The organism is Pseudomonas sp. P4_B4, assembly GCF_056402255.1.
This window is the reverse complement of sequence record NZ_JBFUHS010000013.1, coordinates 15019-32088: the sequence shown is the minus strand read 5'-3', so window position 1 is coordinate 32088 and position 17070 is coordinate 15019. Positions and strand designations below refer to the sequence as shown.

Genomic DNA, 17070 nt, shown 5'->3' with positions numbered 1-17070 from the left:
GCGATCAGGAAGACTCGTCCGGTCATAGGCACTCAGGGAGCACCATGGGACATCCGTCGATCAACGATCATATTGAAATGCTCCGGCCAGCCGTGACCCGGCTCAAGGTCCGCTCGGCGGTGATCCTGCTGGTCGCGGTGTGCCTGTCGATGACGGCGATCGTGATCTGGGAAGCCTGGAGCTCGCGCCAGTACTACCTGCATGACAAGGAAGTGGCGATGTCCAACCTTGCGCAGACCCTGGCATCACAAGCGCAGGCAACGATCAAGCAGGCCGACACGCTGCTGTTCACCCTGGTCGATCGCCTGGAGCACGACGGTGTGGATCAATCCCGGTTGCCGTTATTGCTCAACGCCCAGCGCAGTGAGTTGAGCCAGCTCCATGGCGTATTTGTTTTCGACGAAAAAGGGCAGTGGATCGCCAATTCCAATGGTGCCGGGCAAACCGGCGTCAACAATTCCGACCGTGAATACTTCATCTTCCATCGCGATAACCCCAGCCGTGGGCCGCACATCGGGCCGTCGATCAAGAGCCGTTCGAGCGGTGAATGGATCATGACGGTTTCGCRCCGGGTCAATCATCCCGATGGCAGCTTTGCCGGGGTGGCGCTGGCGACGATTTACCTCAGTCATTTCCTGCAGCTCTACGACAGCATCGACATGGGCAGTAACGGCGTAATCAACCTGATCGCCGACAATGCCACCATTATCATTCGCAGACCCTTCAAGGAGACGGAGATCGGCACCAGCCTCGCCAAGAGCCCCTTGTTCACCCAGTTGTTGTCCAAGGGCGATGCGGGGACGGCCACGATCAGGTCGGTCATCGACGGTGTCGAACGGGTGGCGGGGTATCGCCGGGTCGAGGGTTATCCGTTGACCGTTTTTGCCGCGCTGAACAAGGATGAAGTGCTCGGCAGCTGGCGCAAGGAAACGCTGCTCAGCGCCGGCATCGTCACGCTGTTGCTGGGATTTCTCGGGGTACTGGGGTTGCGGCTTATCAAGCTGATGAAGCAGCAGAATCTGGTGCAGGTCGAGTTGCTGGACACCCAGGACAGGCTCCTGGAGGTCAATCGCAACCTTGAAGGCCTGGCCCTCAAGGACGCACTGACGGGGCTGCCCAACCGGCGTCAGCTCGACGCTTTCATCGAAACGGAAATGGGACGTGCCCGGCGCAGCCAGACCGAGTTGGCACTGCTGATGATTGATGTCGATCATTTCAAGCCGTTCAACGACCGCTACGGCCACCTGGCCGGTGATGAATGTTTGCGCAAGGTCAGTGCGATCATCACGGACAATATCAAGCGCCCCGGTGGCCTGGCTGCCCGTTATGGCGGCGAAGAGTTCGCCGTGGTGCTGCCCGGCACCGACTACGTGGGGGCATTTCTGGTGGCGGAGAAAATCCGCCACGCGGTGCTACAGGCCGACATTGCCCACAGCGACAGCCCGGAAGGCACCGTGACCGTCAGCGTCGGCGTATGTGCCTGCAATACCGCTTCCCAGGTCCGCCCCGAAGACCTGATCGGTGCGGCAGACAAGGCGCTGTACGTGGCCAAGGCCGGTGGGCGGAACATGAGCGTGATTGCCAACTGAACGTCCGGCGTCAGACAAGCCGGTCCGTTCCCTGAACCAGTCGGGTGGCCAGGTGCGATTTTTTGAGTTGCTCCAGCCACCAGCCAAGGGCGCGACCGTCATGATCGCCACGCCAGCCGGCGTACAGGATGTTCGGCTCGCGCGGGTCGGCCATCGGTTTTTCAACCAGCGTGCCGTTTTTCAGCAGTGAGCCAACCCTATGCCGCGGCAGCCAGCCCACTCCCAGCGCATTGCACTGGGCGAGGATTTTTGCGCGCATGGTCGGCACGGCCAGCACCGGTTGGCCCCCGGTGACGCCGTAGGTGCTGCCCTCGGTGACTCTGGACGAATCGGCCACCACAATCGCCCGGTGCTGCGCGACCATGGCCCGGGTAATCGGGCCTTTGGCCTTGGCCAGCGGGTGCTTGGGCGACACCGCAAACACCCATTCCATTTCCCCCAATTGCATCCAGCGCAAGTTGGCAATGGCCGGCGGTTCATTGGTGGCACCAATGACCAGGTCCGCACGGCCTTCGCGCAGGGCTTCCCAGACCCCTTTGAGCACTTCCTGGGTAATGCGCAACGGCACGCCGGATTGCAGCGCATCGAATTCGTGGATCACCGGGATCAGGGTTTCGAACTCCAGCAGTTCGTCGGTGACGATCCACAAGCGGCTCTCCCAGCCGTTGGCGACTTGCTGGACCCGTTGGGTCAGGCGCGAGACGTCCTGCATCAGCCGCGCCGCTTCGTTGACCAGCAACTCGCCCGCCGGGGTCAGCTGCAAACGGTAGCGGCGGCGGTCGAACAACAACGCATCAAAGCGCTCCTCCAGTTGCCGCGCCGCATAGGACACGGTGGACGGCGCCTTGCCCAGGTGCGCCGCCGCCCGCGACAGGCTGCCGGTTTCGCGGATGGCTTCGAGCAGCGCCAGGTCTTCGGTCGACAGCATGTGCAAAATCCTTGAGGGGCAATACGGTATCTACAGAAGAATATGCGTTTCCTGAGTTTCGTGGGTGGCAATAAAAACCGCGCTCATCCCCAAGGGCTGCTACGCGATTATTGTTGCAACCCGGTCGCCTGGTTGGCGGTGCCTTCCTGGTTGAAGTAGGTGCTGTCGCCGACAAGTACGCCGGGTGGGATGGCAAGCAACTCGTCCAATGCCTGCTTGAAACTGACCAACAGGGTTTGCACACAATCGTCAGGAATGGCGTCACGGTAGTAGGAAAGACTACCGACCAATCCGCTTTCGGTACGTAGTGTGTTAAGCGAAACATCGGTCTTGATCCCGCTGGACGGAACCCCGATACCGTGGAGCTGTGATGTGCCTAATTGGCACTGCCGCGAGGGATAGTTATGGTGGTTATACCAATAGGGAAATCGGGAGCCGTAAGCGACAGCGCGGGGCGAACAGTTGGCTTCAAAAATATGCGGCGGCAGCATGGCGTGGCCATAGGCATCCAACACACAATGATTGACCTGCTCCAGCAGCCGCAGAGAGGGCGACCATTCACAAAGCCGGGGGCGAATCACCATGGGGTGAACAAAATACCCCACTACCGGCTCCAGGGCCGCGTCGGTCCGGTTAGCCACCGGAGAGCGTACGTAGAGGTCGATCGTGCTTGTGTTTCTGGCGAGAGAAACCAGGAACGCGGTGAGGATAACGGTATAAAGGCTGAAGCCCGTTCGGCTGCACAATTGCGCAATTGCGGGGTATTGCACATCCAGATTGAGCGGTAGAACGGCACTGCGATAGGTAAATTGCCGAGGCCGCTCAATAGCGCCGCGCAATGGAAAGGGTTCGGGCAGTTGTTTCAGTGTCTCTTGCCAAAAATCGTTATGTTTATCCAGCAGGTTTTCAGCCAAACGTTGATGTTGGGCATCGGTATAATCTGCGTATTGCAAGCAGTATTTGGCTTTGTCAGGCACGCCGGTAGCGAGTAATGACTGATAGTGCGCGCAAAGCTGGTCCATCAGTACCGCACCTGACCAGCCATCGAATGCAATGTGATGGGCGGTGATGATCAGCACGTCGTCCGTCCCTTGGCATTCAAGGTAGGTTGCCCGAATCAACGGTGGATGTTTCAGGTCAAAAGCGGTCAATGTTTCTTCAACGATCAGATCGGCCACGGCTCGGCTGATATCGCATTCAAGCGGCAGGTTTATCAGGTGAAAAGGCAACGGGAACTCATCAAGGGCGTGTTGTGAACGACGCCATTGGTCGTGATAGTTGAATTCGAAACTGCAACGTAACGCCGGTTGCTGTTCAAGTACGGTGCCGAAGGCTTCGCGAACCCTGGCCACTGAACACTCGCCTCGAACGTAAAACGCCATCACCACATTTTCCAGATAGGCTGGGGTTTCGGGGGGCTTTTCAAGGACCTCGCGTTGAGCCAGTCCGGGCGTATCGTCACCTTCTCGCTTGCGCCAGGCATGGGCGTCCAGCAATAGGCTGTTTTCACTACCCTGGCGTGCGCTGCCGTTGAGCAAGTCCGTCTGCTGAGCCAGTGTCGGATGGTCGAAAATATCTTCGGGGGTCAGGTCAACATTGAACAGGTTGGCAATTCTGCCAAGCAGCATCATGACCGACAGGGAAGTCGCGCCGCATTCAAAAAAATGGCTGTCGGCCGAGATGGCCTGGTGGCTGAGGATTTCTTTCCAGATAGCTTGTAATCGATCGAATGTCGAAGCGTCGCCAGTGACTGACGGTGTGGTGCGATTCATGATGCCCCCTTTACAGTTTAAATTTTCCATAATAGGGGGGGTACTATTGACGATTGTAGATGGGTTGTTAAGTCGGATTGTTCCTGCGTTTTCAGCTCCTTTTCCATTTATCGAGTGAGTCAGTTCCTACAAATTACTCGCCCGATTCAACTCTTTGCTCTGGAAAAGGAGCTACCGCAGACTGCGATCTTTCAGAGGCGCTTCCACTTCCCGATCACTCGAAGATAAACCAGCGCATTGAGTACCAGTACCACAGCGGCCAGCCACAGTTGAATAGCCGGAGTCAGCCCGTCCGGGTAAATGACCGGCCACACATAATGTTCGATAAAGCTCGCGCCATAGCCGGTTTGCCCGGCTTCATGGCGCATGCGGTTTTCCCAGTCGGTCAGCGGGCAGGGCAGGTGGAAGAATTCCACCGCCATACCCCACAGCGCAGCTGGCGGATGCCACCAGATCAGGTGACGCCATTTGAGCACCAGCAACCCGCCGAACAACACGAACACAATGAACAGCAAGTGAAACAGCATCAGCCCATCGGCGGCGATTCGGTACAGCATGTCGGTGCCCCTGAAGGCTGAACGAATCGCTCCATGGTACTCGGGCCGGCGGCGGACGCTCTATCGATTGTCGCGGCCCAATGCGCCGAGCACGCCTTTCAAACGCTCGGTCATCGATTCGCTGCTGCGTTGCATCGGTGCGCGCAGTTCGTCACCGATCAAACCTTCCAGGGCCAGCGCGGTTTTCACCGGGGCCGGGTTGGGCTCCAGGAACAGGCTGTTGATCAGCGGCAGCAAACGGAAAAACGTGGCGCGGCCTTCAGCCAATTGGTTGTCGCGGATCTGCCGGTGCAACTGCACGAACAGTTCGGGATGGACATGCGCCGACGCGGCAATCGCACCTTTGGCGCCCAGGCACAGGGCATTGAAGATCTGGTTGTCTTCGCCGCACAGCACGTCGACATGGCCGCTATTGAGCAAAGCGAGGGTGTTCGAAAAATTACCGCCGCAATCCTTGATGGCGACAATGCGCTTGTGGGTGACGATGTTGAGCAGGGTCGCCTGTTCGAAGGCCACGCCGGTACGGTAAGGGATGTCGTAGAGGATCAGCGGAACGCTGGAGGCATCGGCGACCGTGCGGAAAAACGCTTCGAGGCCGGCCTGGGAAGGGCGGATGTAATACGGCGCCGGCACCAGCAGGCCCGCCACCGGGCGCTTGAGGATCTCGCTCTGGAAGTGCAACAACTCGGTCAGGTTGTTACCGGCCAGGCCCATGACCACCCGTTGCGCCGGCACCAGCTCCAGCACCGCATCCAGCACCGCCAGTTGCTCATACTTGCCCATCGCCGCCGGTTCGCCGGTGGTGCCGCAAACGATGAGACCGTCGACACCTTTTTCCAGCAGATGGCTGACCAGCCGGCGTAAGCCGACGAAATCGATGGCGCCGTTGTGGAACGGTGTGACCAGTGGAACCCAGATACCTTGAAACGCTGACATGCACTTTCTCCTGATGGTTGACCGATTTCGTCACCGTCAGGAGCGTGGAAGGAGAGTAAGCAAGGGGAGGGTGGTCCGTCGCGCTCAATGTCCTGTCAGCTCATCTGACGGGACAGCGCGCCCCGGTCACATGAGCGACTGTTTCTTCGATTTGAGGGCGTGCGCAACGCAACCTTGCGCCTTGGCAATCAAGCCAATGACGGAAGAGTCGAGATTGAAGGTTGCGGACATACTTGCTTACACCCTGAGTGAAGCGCCCAGTTTTAAAAGCCGGCGCGCCGTTTGTCAATCACGAAAATCAGCGAACTCGGCGCGCATCCGGCCTTTGTGCTTGGCCTTGTAGAGCAGGTGATCGACCTGTTCGACGAACTCCAGCGCCGTGGCATGCGGTGAAACGGCGGTGGTACCGACACCGAGGCTGACGCTCACCAGGTTCGACACCCCGGAGAATTCATGGGGGATCTGCTGCTGGCGAATCAGGTGCAGGCATTTGTGCGCCACCATCCGCGCGGACTCGGCATCGGTTTCCGGCAGCAGCCAGACAAACTCTTCACCGCCGATCCGCGCAATGAAATCCCGTGGCCGGTTCGCCGCCAGGGACAAGGTGTGCGCGACGCGGCGCAGGCATTCGTCGCCCTTGATGTGGCCGTAATGGTCGTTGTACTGCTTGAAGTAGTCGATATCCAGCACCAGCACCGACAATGGCAAACCGGTGCGCTGGGCGTGGTTCCACTCGCGCTCCAGCACGGTGTCGAACATGCGCCGGTTGGCGATGCCGGTCAGGCCGTCCTGGAAGGAATACTCTTCAAGCTGTTTTTGCAGGCGGATCAGGTGCTCTTCGGTTTTCTTGCGCTCGCTGATATCGAACATGAAACCAACCAGCGCCTCGACTTCACCGCTCTTGCGCACCACATGCACCACATCGCGGATCCACACGTACTCGCCGCTTTCGGTGAGTGCGCGATAGTCGGCTTCGTGATCGAGACCGGCGCGTGATTGCGAGACGCAGTAGTCCATCACGTAGTCGCGGTCATCCGGGTGCATGCGCTCGACCCAGTCATTGACCGAGACCCAACTGTGCTGCTTCCAGCCCAGCAGTTCTTCGATCTGTGGCCCGATGTAGCTGAACGTCATGGTTTTCCAGTCGATGCGCCAGGGAATCGCCCGGGTTGACTCAAGCAGGGTTTTATAAACGTCGCTGTCGGTTTCGACTGAACTCATGAAGGGCCTGCCTCGATGAAAATGCAGCGCAATCATGTTGCTAGCACTTTGGCGAATCAAGCGGGCAGCCGATGAATGGCACGTTGTCGTATCAGTGAGCAAGATTGTTCAAGCCTTCGGCCGCGACTGCTGGCACAGTCTGGGGTCTTTCCCTGTCTGTAGAACGTTATGTCCAACTCAATCATGCCGCGCAGTGCCTTTTTGCGCGGTGCAGCGGCGATCATGCCGTTGTCCCTGGCCACAGCGCCCTGGGGCTTGCTGGCCGGTTCCATGGCCATCGAAGCCAACCTCACGCCCCTGCAAGGCCAGGGCCTGTCGGGCATTGTGTTTGCTGGTGCCGCGCAACTGGTGGCCATCGGCATGCTCAAGGGCGGTGCCGGGATTTTTTCGATTCTGTTGACCACGCTGCTGCTGACCTCCCAGCATTTGCTCTACGGGATGAGCATGCGCTCGGTGATTTCGCCATTGCCGGGGCGCTGGCGTGCAGGGCTGGGGTTCTTGCTCACCGATGAGTTGTTCGCCCTGACCAGCCAGCACGACAAACAGCAGTTCAACCGCTGGTACGCCTTGGGCGTGGGCCTGACGTTCTACATCGCCTGGAACCTGTTCACCCTGGCGGGCATTGTGCTTGGCAGCAGCATTCCCGGCCTTGAACACCTGGGCCTGGATTTCTCCATCGCGGCGACCTTCATCGCCCTGATCACCCCGGTGGTACGCAACGTGCCGACCGTGGTGTGCGTGGCGGTGTCGCTGTTCTGTTCGGTGCTGTTCAGCTACTGGCAATGGGGCTCGGCGCTGGTGCTGTCGGGGCTGGCGGGCATGACCGCCGGGTTTGTCTGCAATAAATTCTACGGTGGACGCACATGATGGTCTGGGCAGTGATTATCGGAATGGGCGTGTTGGTGTTCCTCAACCGCTATGTTTTTCTGGAACCGCGACTGCCGCTACGCTTGAGCAGCAATGCCCGGCAGTTCCTGGGGTTTGCCGTACCGGGCATGTTGACTGCCATCTGCGGGCCGATTGTGTTCATGCCGGAGAAACAGCTGAATCTGCATTGGGACAATCCCTATCTGATCAGCTCGCTGGTGGCGGTCGGGCTGGTGCTTTACACGCGCAATACGTTGCTCAGCATGCTGTTGAGCATGGGGTTCTTCTTTTTGCTGCGCTGGTGGCTCTGAGCGGGGCAGGGGAACTGATCTAAGCTTAAATTGATGACCGATCCCTTCAGGAAGCGAGGTGAACATGGCCAATGAACCCAAGCAACCGGACCTGGAAGAAGACGAGGACGAACCCACGGAAGAAGAGATTGAGCAGCAGAAGCGTTCGGTACCGGACTGGAAGCATCCTGACGACGGTAAGGAACTGTCGGAGCCTGACCGCAAGTTCTGACCGGCACGCGAATACGACAAAGCCCCGCCATTGAGCGGGGCTTTGTCGTGATTGATAAGTTCATGGAACTTTATTGATGAGCACGGCGCCCTGGTTCCTGACATTGCCAACGGCCTTGTCGACCTTGTACCACTCAAATACCTCACTGACCTCACCCTGGGATAACGCCATTTCTTCGGCTCGCTCCTTGGGCGTGGCCGGGTCCAGCCATTCCCGCGCCAGTTCGGGCGAGAACACCACCGGTCGCCGGTCATGCACGTCAAGCAGGCCGCCTGCGCTGTCGGCCGTCAGGATGACGAAACCATCGTGCTCCCTGTGAGGCGCTCCGCCGATGGGGTACTGGCCGATGGCCGCGCAGAAAACCGGTGCCCGGTTCCGTCGCCGGATCAACCACGGTTGTTTGTTGCCGTCACCGGCGTCGACCCATTCGAACCAGTTATCAATCGGGCAGATCGCACGATGGGGCCAGATCGCCCGGAAGTACGGGCCGTGGGCGACTTTCTCGACCCGGGCATTGACCGGCTCCACGCGATCCGTCGACCAGTGCGGTCGCCAACCCCAGCGCACGGCGTCGGCGTGCAGTCGCTCATTCTCCAGGTGCAACAGGGCGAGTTGCGTGGTGGGGGCGGCGTTGTAGTGCGCCAGGGGTTCATTGCCGACGTGATTGATCAGCGCGTCGGGGATGCTCAGCACCGCCACGAAGTCGTGGATTCCGCGGTATTGCGACAGTCGTCCGCACATGGCCTGGTACTCTGGTTGAGCATTTTTTTCAGTTTAGTTGGTGGCGACGAAACGGGCTTGGCAAGCACTGGAACCAAACCCTGTGTACCTTATCCAAACTCGGCCCGTCGTCTCGATGCGGGCCGACGACGGATGAGCGGGCGAAGGATCCTTGCCCATTGAAGTATCGACCGTGATGGTCTGGCCCAAGGCAAAAGATGAAACGACTGTTCAAGTGTTTAACGGTGTGCGCCCTGGCAGTTGGCCTGCTGGGTTGTATCGCAGCACCGATCGAAATGACTCCGCAGACCGAGCAGCGTTTGCAGGCGCAACCGCCTATACGGTTTCTGCTGACGTTCGATGACGGCCCCAGCGCATCGAGTTGGTGGAATCCGACCGTCACGGTACTGGAGAGCCTGGCGCAAAACCCGCTGCAACCGAACATTAAAGCTGTGTTCTTCGTGCAAACCCGGGCTCCGCGAGCCGGTGGCAGCGAATTGGGCCGAGACATCATGCGTCGTGAACATGCCGAAGGTCACATTCTGGGGTTCCACACGGCGACGCCCTGGCACACCAATCATCGCTCGCTGGAGCCGCAGGAGCTGGAACAGTCCCTGACCGATGGCAGCGCCGACATCGCGGCGATCACCGGTGCCCCGCCAACCCTGCTGCGCCCGCCATTCTGGAACTACGACAAACGCACCTTCGCCGCTTATCAGCGGCATGGCCTGCATGTACTGCTGACAGACTTGAGCGCCAATGACGGCAAGATCTGGGGCTTCAACGCCAGCCCCCGGCGCCGCTCGCACATGCTGCGCTCGATGTCTGAAGTTCGCGAACGCATTGCCCGCGGCGAATTGCCGGTGGTCGATGGGGTGATTCCGGTGGTGGTGACCTTTCACGATCTCAACCGCTATACCGCCCGGCATACCCGTGAATACCTGCAGATTCTGCTCGACAGCGCCCGGGAGACCGGGGTGAAGACCGCCGCCAAGCCGTTTTACGACGATCAGGCAGCGCTACAGCGTGCGGCCATGGCGCGAACCGTGCGCGACGATTCGCAGCCGGTCGAATTGCCGGGGTTCTGGAACTGGATCTGGGGCGGGAACGCCCATTAGAAAACGTGCGGATAGGGCCGCTACGCAGCCCGGCGGGGCGGTGCGGCGTTCCGACAAGCCCCCTCGCCACAATATTGGCCAGCCGCTCGATTCGCTTAAGAGGTCGGTGGCAATAGCTCATCAATCATCCGCAAACAATGGTTCAACCCCGGCGATACGTCGCCCACCCGTCGGCTGAGAATGATCGGCGAGGTGGCGTTGTCTTCCAGCAGCGGGGTGAAGCCGATGTCGTCACGGTGCAGCAACTGCACCGAGGCCGGCACCAGCGTGACCCCGATGCCTGCCCCCACCAGACCGATCGCCGTTTGCAGCTCGTTGGTCCATTGCGCGACGTGGATGCTCACGCCGTAGGACTCGAACAGGGCAATCACATGGTCGGCGTAACTCGGCCGTGGATTGCCGGGGTACAGCACAAAGGGTTCCTTGGCCAGTTCCCGCAGGCTGATGGGACCGGCGAGCAACGGATGGCCGGCGGGCAGGGCGGCGACCAGGCGGTCTTCGGTGAGCACGGTCTGGACGATGGCCGGGTCGTCGATACGGATTCGACCGAAACCGATGTCGATGCGCCCGGCCTTCAACGCCTGCACCTGTTGCAGGGTGGTCATTTCCGACAGCCCCAGCTCCAGCTCCAGTGGCTCGCCACTGCGTAACCGGCGGATCAGTTCCGGCAGCACGCCGTACAGCGTCGACGGCGCAAAGCCGATCCCCAGCCAGGTTTTCTCACCCAACCCGATGCGCCGGGTGTTGTCGCAGACCTTGTTCAGTTGTTCGAGCAGGGCGGTGGAGTGCTCATGGAAAAACCGTCCGGCGTCGGTCAACTTCAGCGGTCGGCCGCGCTCCAGCAGCATCACCCCCAGTTCGTCCTCCAATTGCTGGATCTGCCGGCTCAAGGGCGGTTGGGCGATGTGCAGCAGCTCGGCGGCGCGGGTGAAGTTGAGGGTTTGAGCCAATACCTGGAAATAACGCAGGTGACGCAGTTCCATGGAGCCTCCAGACGCGGATCGGTTGCATACCTTTAAGGTATCAAGTCAGACCAATTCTATATTGGCATCGGGAAAAAAGCCGTACGAGAATCGATTCCAGAACTTCAAGAACCTGACGGGTATCGAAATGCTTGCAACAGCCATTGAATCGATCGAGACGATCATCGTCGATCTGCCGACCATCCGCCCGCACAAGCTGGCGATGCACACCATGCAGAACCAGACCCTGGTGATCATTCGCGTGCGTTGCGCCGACGGCATCGAAGGCATCGGCGAATCCACCACCATCGGTGGCCTGGCCTACGGCAATGAAAGCCCGGACAGCATCAAGACCAACATCGACACGCACTTCGCACCGCTGTTGATCGGCCAGGACAGCAACAACGTCAATGCTGCCATGTTGCGCCTGGAGCGCAGCATACGCGGCAACACCTTCGCCAAATCCGGTATCGAAACCGCATTGCTCGATGCCTTGGGCAAACGCCTCGGCCTGCCGGTCAGCGAGTTGCTCGGCGGCCGTGTTCGCGACGCGCTGCCCGTGGCCTGGACCCTGGCCAGTGGCGATACCGAGAAGGACATCGCCGAAGCGGAAAAAATGCTCGACCTGCGCCGCCACCGCATCTTCAAACTGAAGATCGGCGCCGGGGAGGTCAACCGCGACCTGGCTCACGTCATCGCCATCAAGAAAGCCCTGGGTGACCGTGCCAGCGTGCGGGTCGACGTCAATCAGGCCTGGGATGAAGCGGTGGCACTGCGGGCCTGCCGGATCCTCGGCACCAACGGCATCGACCTGATCGAACAGCCGATCTCGCGCAACAACCGCGCTGGCATGGCTCGCCTGAATGCGATGAGCCCGGCGCCGATCATGGCCGACGAATCCATCGAATGCGTGGAAGATGCGTTCAACCTGGCCCGCGAAGGCGCGGCTTCGGTGTTCGCCCTGAAGATCGCCAAGAACGGTGGCCCACGTGCTGTATTGCGCACCGCCTCTATCGCTGAAGCGGCCGGTATCGCCCTGTACGGCGGCACCATGCTTGAAGGTGGCCTGGGCACCATGGCCTCGGCCCATGCCTTCGTCACCCTGAACAAACTGGCGTGGGACACCGAGCTGTTCGGCCCGTTGCTGCTGACCGAAGACATTCTCAGCGAACCGCTGGTGTACCGCGATTTTGAACTGCACGTGCCGAACACCCCGGGTCTGGGCCTGAGCCTGGATGAGGAGCGCCTGGCGTTCTTCCGCCGCGACAAGACCATTCATCAAGCCTGAGGAGAGCATTATGCTGTTCCACGTAAAAATGACCGTGAACCTGCCGGTCGACATGAACCCGGAGGCAGCCGCCAAACTCAAGGCTGACGAGAAAGCCCTGGCCCAGCGCCTGCAGGAGCAGGGCAAGTGGCGCCACCTGTGGCGCATCGCCGGGCACTACGCCAACTACAGCGTGTTCGATGTCGACAGCGTTCAGGAACTGCATGACCTGCTGATGCAATTGCCACTGTTTCCGTACATGGCCATCGAGATCGACGCGCTGTGCCGGCATCCTTCTTCCATCCGTGACGATGACCGCTGAGCCCAGCCTGTTCAGCGCGCTACCCTAATAATTACAAGATGAGGAACCCAGAATGAACGTCAAGATTTCCCACACTGCCGAAGTCCAGAAATTTCTCGAAGAGGCCAGCGGCCTGCACAACGACGCTGGCGACCCACGGACCAAGGCATTGGTCTACCGCATCCTGCGTGATTCGGTAAACATCATCGAAGACCTGGCCGTTACCCCGGAAGAGTTCTGGAAAGCCGTCAACTACCTCAACGTGCTGGGCGCTCGCCAGGAAGCCGGGCTGGTGGTGGCTGGTCTCGGTCTGGAGCACTACCTCGACCTGTTGATGGACGCCGAAGACGAGCAGGCCGGCAAGTCCGGCGGCACCCCGCGCACCATCGAAGGCCCACTGTACGTGGCCGGTGCGCCGCTGTCGGTTGGCGAAGCGCGTCTGGATGACGGCGTCGATCCGGGTGTGACCCTGTTCATGCAAGGCCGCGTGTTCAACACCGCTGGCGAACCTTTGGCCGGCGCCGTGGTAGACGTCTGGCATGCCAATACCGGTGGTACCTACTCGTACTTCGACACCGCCCAGTCGGAATTCAACCTGCGTCGCCGCATCGTTACCGACGCCGAAGGCCGCTACCGTTTCCGCAGCATCGTGCCGTCGGGCTACGGTTGCCCACCGGATGGTCCGACCCAGCAACTGCTCGATCAACTGGGCCGTCATGGCCAGCGCCCGGCGCACGTGCACTTCTTCATTTCCGCGCCGGATCATCGCCACCTGACTACCCAGATCAATCTGGATGGCGAAAAGTACCTGCATGACGATTTCGCCTACGCCACCCGTGACGAGCTGATCGCCAAAATCACCTTCAGCGATGATCAGCAGCGCGCGGCGGCCCATGGTGTGAGCGGTCGCTTTGCCGAAATCGAGTTCGATTTCACCCTGCAGTCGTCGGCCCAGCCTGAAGAACAGCAGCGCCACGAGCGGGTCCGCGCACTGGAGGACTGATAACAAATCCATGTGGGAGCGAGCCTGCTCGCGAAGACGGAGTCAGCTTCAACTTCAATGTTGACTGACACTCCGCTTTCGCGAGCAGGCTCGCTCCCACAAGGGGTTTTGGTTAACTGTCTGGAAAACCTCAAGCGACTGATGCAGTGTTCTAGAATGGCCCGACGCAACCTATAACAACAATGAGAGTGACCCGATGATGCAAGCTCAACTGTTGAGTCAGCGCAGCAGAGTATTCGACCAGGCCGACCCTTATGCGGTGTCGGGCTACGTCAATCAGCACGTCGGTAACCACTGCATTCTCATGCCCCGAGCCGGCAGCCCGCTGGCCAGCCTTGATCATCGCAAGTTCGCCAGCCTCGACCTGTGCCGCATCAGCTACGGCGCCAGTGTGCGCGTGACATCCGGTGCGCTGGACAGCATTTATCACCTGCAAGTGCTGCTGCGCGGCAATTGCCTGTGGCGCGGCCACGGCCAGGAACATTACTTCGCCCCCGGCGAGCTGCTGTTGATCAATCCTGATGATCCGGTGGACCTGACGTACTCTGACGATTGCGAAAAATTCATCCTCAAAGTCCCGACCCGCTTGTTTGAATCGGTCTGCGATGAGCAGCGCTGGCGCTATCCGGGGCAGGGCGTGCGGTTTCTGGAAAACCGTTATCAGCTCAATGAACTGGAAGGTTTCGTCAACCTGTTGGCGATGATCTGCCAGGAGGCCGAATCCACCGAGCAGATCCCCAGGGTGCAGGAGCATTACACGCAGATCATCGTCAGCAAGATGCTCAGCCTGATGAAAACCAATGTCTGCCGCCTCGAACTGGGCTCGCAGACGGCCACGTTCGAGGCGATTGCCGATTACATCGCCAATAACCTCAAGCAGGACATCGACAGCGAAGCACTGGCGCGCCAGGCGCACATGAGCCTGCGCTCGTTGTACGGACTGTTCGAGCGCAATGCCGGCCTTACGCCGAAAAACTACCTGCGCCAGAAACGCCTGGAACGCATCAACGCCTGTCTCAGTGACCCGACCTGCAACGTGCGCAACGTCACCGAAGTGGCGATGGATTACGGCTTCCTGCACCTGGGGCGGTTCTCCGACAGCTACCGCAAGCAGTTCGGCGAATTGCCATCCGATACCCTCAAGCGCCGGCATTGAGGCCGACACTTCCAACATTCATGTCGCCTGACCCGACGCCTTCGTCGGAGCGCCGCCCGGAGCAAGCCCGCTCCCACAGGTTTAGTGGCTGGACACAAGTTTTGCGTTCAACCCAAATCACTGTGGGAGCGGGCTTGCCCGCGAAGAGGCCCGTACATTCAACATTGATGTCGCCCTGACACAACGCCAAACCCCTGCACAAAACGGATAAAGGTCTGCACCCCGCGGATATTCCAGCCTGCCCCCTCGTCCTAGCATGACCCCTGCCTGAACAATAACAATGGAGGCGGCGGCCATGACCCTGCGACCCGAATACGTGCATTCCCTGCTTGAAGACGATCCCGAGCAGGGCCTCTATCGCTGCAAACGCGAGATGTTCACCGACCCCCGGTTGTTCGACCTGGAGATGGAACACATCTTCGAGGGCAACTGGCTCTACCTGGCCCACGAAAGCCAGATCCCCAACATCAACGATTTCTACACCACCACCATGGGGCGCCAGTCGATCTTCATCGCGCGTAACAAGGACGGTGTACTCAACGCCTTCATCAATGCCTGTAGTCACCGCGGCGCGACCCTGTGCCGACACAAGTCCGGCAACAAGAGCTCATACACCTGCCCGTTCCACGGCTGGACCTTCAACAACTCCGGCAAGCTGCTCAAGGTCAAGGATCCGGCCAACGCTGGCTACCCGGCGAGCTTCAACTGCGAAGGCTCCCATGACCTGACCAAGGTTGCGCGTTTCGAGTCCTATCGCGGCTTCCTGTTCGGCAGCCTGAAAGCCGATGTGCTGCCACTGGTCGAGCACCTGGGCGAGTCGGCGAAGATCATCGACATGATCGTCGACCAGTCCGCCGATGGCCTGGAAGTGCTGCGCGGCTCCTCCAGCTACATCTACGAAGGCAACTGGAAACTCACCGCCGAAAACGGTGCCGACGGCTACCACGTCAGCTCCGTGCACTGGAACTACGCGGCCACCCAGAACCAGCGCAAACAGCGTGAAGCGGGTGACACCAACCCGACCATGAGCGCCGGCAGCTGGGCCAAGCAGGGCGGCGGTTTCTATTCCTTCGACAAGGGCCACATGCTGCTCTGGACCCGTTGGGCAAACCCCGAGGACCGTCCACTGTACGAGCGTCGCGATGAGCTGGCGCAAGACTTTGGCAAGGCCCGCGCCGACTGGATGATCGAGAACTCGCGCAACCTGTGCCTGTACCCGAACGTGTACCTGATGGACCAGTTCAGCTCGCAGATCCGCATCGCCCGGCCGATCTCGGTCAACCGCACGGAAATCACCATCTACTGCATCGCCCCCAAAGGCGAAAGCGATCACGCCCGTTCGAGCCGGATTCGTCAGTACGAGGATTTCTTCAACGTCAGCGGCATGGCTACGCCCGACGATCTGGAAGAGTTCCGCTCCTGCCAGACCAGTTACCAGGGCAGCGTCACCACCTGGAACGACATGTCCCGTGGCGCCGAACACTGGATTGAAGGTGCCGACGAGGCAGCCAAGGAAATCGACCTGCATCCGCTGCTCAGTGGCGTGCGCACCGAAGACGAGGGCCTGTTCGTGCTGCAACACAAGTACTGGCAGCAGACCATGCTCAAGGCCCTGGCGGCCGAGCAGTCGAAGTTGATCGCCGTGGAGGACGTGCAATGACCATTTCCTATGAAGCAGTGCGCGATTTCCTCTTTCGCGAAGCACGCTACCTCGATGACCGCCAGTGGGACGAATGGCTGGAAATGTACGCCCCCGACGCGACGTACTGGATGCCGTCCTGGGACGACAACGACGAATTGACCGAGGACCCGCAGCGGGAAATCTCGCTGATCTGGTACGGCAACCGCACGGGCCTGGAAGACCGCATCTTCCGCATCAAGACCGAGCGCTCCAGCGCCAGCGTGCCGGACACCCGCACCTCCCACAACATCAGCAACATCGAGCTGCTCGAACAGAGCGACGGACTGTGCAAGGTGCGCTTCAACTGGCACACCCTGAGTTTTCGCTACAAGACCGTCGACAGCTATTTCGGCAGCAGTTTCTACACCCTCGATATTCGCGGTGAAAATCCGCTGATCAAGGCCAAGAAAGTGATCCTGAAGAACGACTACGTTCGCCAGGTCATCGATGTCTACCACTTGTGAGACTGC

Annotated in this window: 18 protein-coding genes; 11 read left to right on the top strand and 7 right to left on the bottom strand. The window is 59.9% G+C overall.

Features of this window, described 5'->3' with window-relative positions; genetic code table 11:
- The first annotated feature begins 44 nt into the window (after positions 1-44).
- Complete coding sequence (locus AC1DVE_RS15425; protein ID WP_477784018.1) at positions 45-1589, top strand: sensor domain-containing diguanylate cyclase; 1545 nt, start codon at positions 45-47, stop codon at positions 1587-1589.
- A gap of 10 nt (positions 1590-1599) precedes the next feature.
- Here the strand turns inward: AC1DVE_RS15425 and AC1DVE_RS15420 are convergent, their stop codons facing one another.
- From AC1DVE_RS15420 to AC1DVE_RS15400, 5 genes are all read right to left on the bottom strand, one after another.
- Entirely contained in the window at positions 1600-2517 is a 918-nt protein-coding gene (locus AC1DVE_RS15420; RefSeq protein WP_223533534.1) for a LysR family transcriptional regulator, read from the bottom strand.
- Positions 2518-2624: 107 nt separating this feature from the next.
- Positions 2625-4289, bottom strand: a complete 1665-nt coding sequence (locus AC1DVE_RS15415) for a condensation domain-containing protein (RefSeq protein ID WP_477784017.1) — start codon at positions 4287-4289, stop codon at positions 2625-2627.
- Between the two features lie 191 nt (positions 4290-4480).
- Positions 4481-4846: a DUF2784 domain-containing protein gene (locus tag AC1DVE_RS15410; protein ID WP_223458525.1), complete on the bottom strand. Its 366-nt coding sequence runs from the start codon at positions 4844-4846 to the stop codon at positions 4481-4483.
- Positions 4847-4906: 60 nt separating this feature from the next.
- The gene (gene dapA, locus AC1DVE_RS15405) at positions 4907-5782 is read right to left on the bottom strand and encodes a 4-hydroxy-tetrahydrodipicolinate synthase (RefSeq protein WP_223533536.1); all 876 of its coding nucleotides are present in this window, start codon (positions 5780-5782) and stop codon (positions 4907-4909) included.
- Between the two features lie 285 nt (positions 5783-6067).
- Positions 6068-7003 carry a GGDEF domain-containing protein gene (locus AC1DVE_RS15400; RefSeq protein ID WP_223533537.1) on the bottom strand — a complete coding sequence of 312 codons (936 nt, stop codon included), beginning with the start codon at positions 7001-7003 and terminating at the stop codon, positions 6068-6070.
- 168 nt (positions 7004-7171) lie between these two features.
- Here AC1DVE_RS15400 and AC1DVE_RS15395 point away from each other — a divergent pair, with 168 nt between their 5' ends.
- The 3 genes from AC1DVE_RS15395 (at position 7172) to AC1DVE_RS15385 (ending at position 8392) form a co-directional block, all read left to right on the top strand.
- Positions 7172-7870, top strand: a complete 699-nt coding sequence (locus tag AC1DVE_RS15395; RefSeq protein WP_223458531.1) for an AzlC family ABC transporter permease — start codon at positions 7172-7174, stop codon at positions 7868-7870.
- Complete coding sequence (locus AC1DVE_RS15390; protein WP_167362889.1) at positions 7870-8181, top strand: AzlD domain-containing protein; 312 nt, start codon at positions 7870-7872, stop codon at positions 8179-8181. Before AC1DVE_RS15395 ends, AC1DVE_RS15390 begins: the two co-directional genes overlap by 1 nt.
- Before the next feature lie 64 nt (positions 8182-8245).
- On the top strand, positions 8246-8392 hold the full coding sequence (locus AC1DVE_RS15385) for a hypothetical protein (RefSeq protein WP_008051909.1): 147 nt from the start codon (positions 8246-8248) through the stop codon (positions 8390-8392).
- A gap of 60 nt (positions 8393-8452) precedes the next feature.
- Here the strand turns inward: AC1DVE_RS15385 and AC1DVE_RS15380 are convergent, their stop codons facing one another.
- Positions 8453-9133: an SOS response-associated peptidase family protein gene (locus AC1DVE_RS15380; RefSeq protein ID WP_223458533.1), complete on the bottom strand. Its 681-nt coding sequence runs from the start codon at positions 9131-9133 to the stop codon at positions 8453-8455.
- Positions 9134-9330: 197 nt separating this feature from the next.
- Between AC1DVE_RS15380 and AC1DVE_RS15375 the strand changes: the two genes are divergently transcribed.
- A complete protein-coding gene (locus AC1DVE_RS15375; RefSeq protein WP_223533539.1) occupies positions 9331-10230 on the top strand; it encodes a polysaccharide deacetylase family protein in 900 nt (299 codons plus the stop codon).
- 95 nt (positions 10231-10325) lie between these two features.
- Here AC1DVE_RS15375 and AC1DVE_RS15370 read toward each other — a convergent pair whose 3' ends face one another.
- Entirely contained in the window at positions 10326-11213 is an 888-nt protein-coding gene (locus tag AC1DVE_RS15370; protein WP_116263588.1) for a LysR family transcriptional regulator, read from the bottom strand.
- 127 nt (positions 11214-11340) lie between these two features.
- On the opposite strand from AC1DVE_RS15370, the gene AC1DVE_RS15365 reads away from it, so the two are divergent.
- The 6 genes from AC1DVE_RS15365 to benB all read left to right on the top strand — a co-directional run bounded on the left by AC1DVE_RS15365 (position 11341) and on the right by benB (position 17064).
- Positions 11341-12480 (top strand): muconate cycloisomerase family protein, encoded by a 1140-nt coding sequence (locus tag AC1DVE_RS15365; protein ID WP_056723540.1) that lies wholly within the window; start codon positions 11341-11343, stop codon positions 12478-12480.
- A gap of 10 nt (positions 12481-12490) precedes the next feature.
- Positions 12491-12781 carry a muconolactone Delta-isomerase gene (catC, locus tag AC1DVE_RS15360; protein WP_060541777.1) on the top strand — a complete coding sequence of 97 codons (291 nt, stop codon included), beginning with the start codon at positions 12491-12493 and terminating at the stop codon, positions 12779-12781.
- A 52-nt stretch (positions 12782-12833) separates the two neighbouring features.
- Positions 12834-13763: a catechol 1,2-dioxygenase gene (catA, locus tag AC1DVE_RS15355; protein WP_223533540.1), complete on the top strand. Its 930-nt coding sequence runs from the start codon at positions 12834-12836 to the stop codon at positions 13761-13763.
- Between the two features lie 196 nt (positions 13764-13959).
- Positions 13960-14919 (top strand): AraC family transcriptional regulator, encoded by a 960-nt coding sequence (locus AC1DVE_RS15350; RefSeq protein ID WP_477784016.1) that lies wholly within the window; start codon positions 13960-13962, stop codon positions 14917-14919.
- A 295-nt stretch (positions 14920-15214) separates the two neighbouring features.
- A complete protein-coding gene (gene benA / locus AC1DVE_RS15345) occupies positions 15215-16579 on the top strand; it encodes a benzoate 1,2-dioxygenase large subunit (protein WP_223533541.1) in 1365 nt (454 codons plus the stop codon).
- Positions 16576-17064: a benzoate 1,2-dioxygenase small subunit gene (gene benB, locus AC1DVE_RS15340; protein ID WP_223533542.1), complete on the top strand. Its 489-nt coding sequence runs from the start codon at positions 16576-16578 to the stop codon at positions 17062-17064. The genes benA and benB overlap by 4 nt, the downstream gene beginning before the upstream one ends.
- Positions 17065-17070 lie beyond the last annotated feature (6 nt).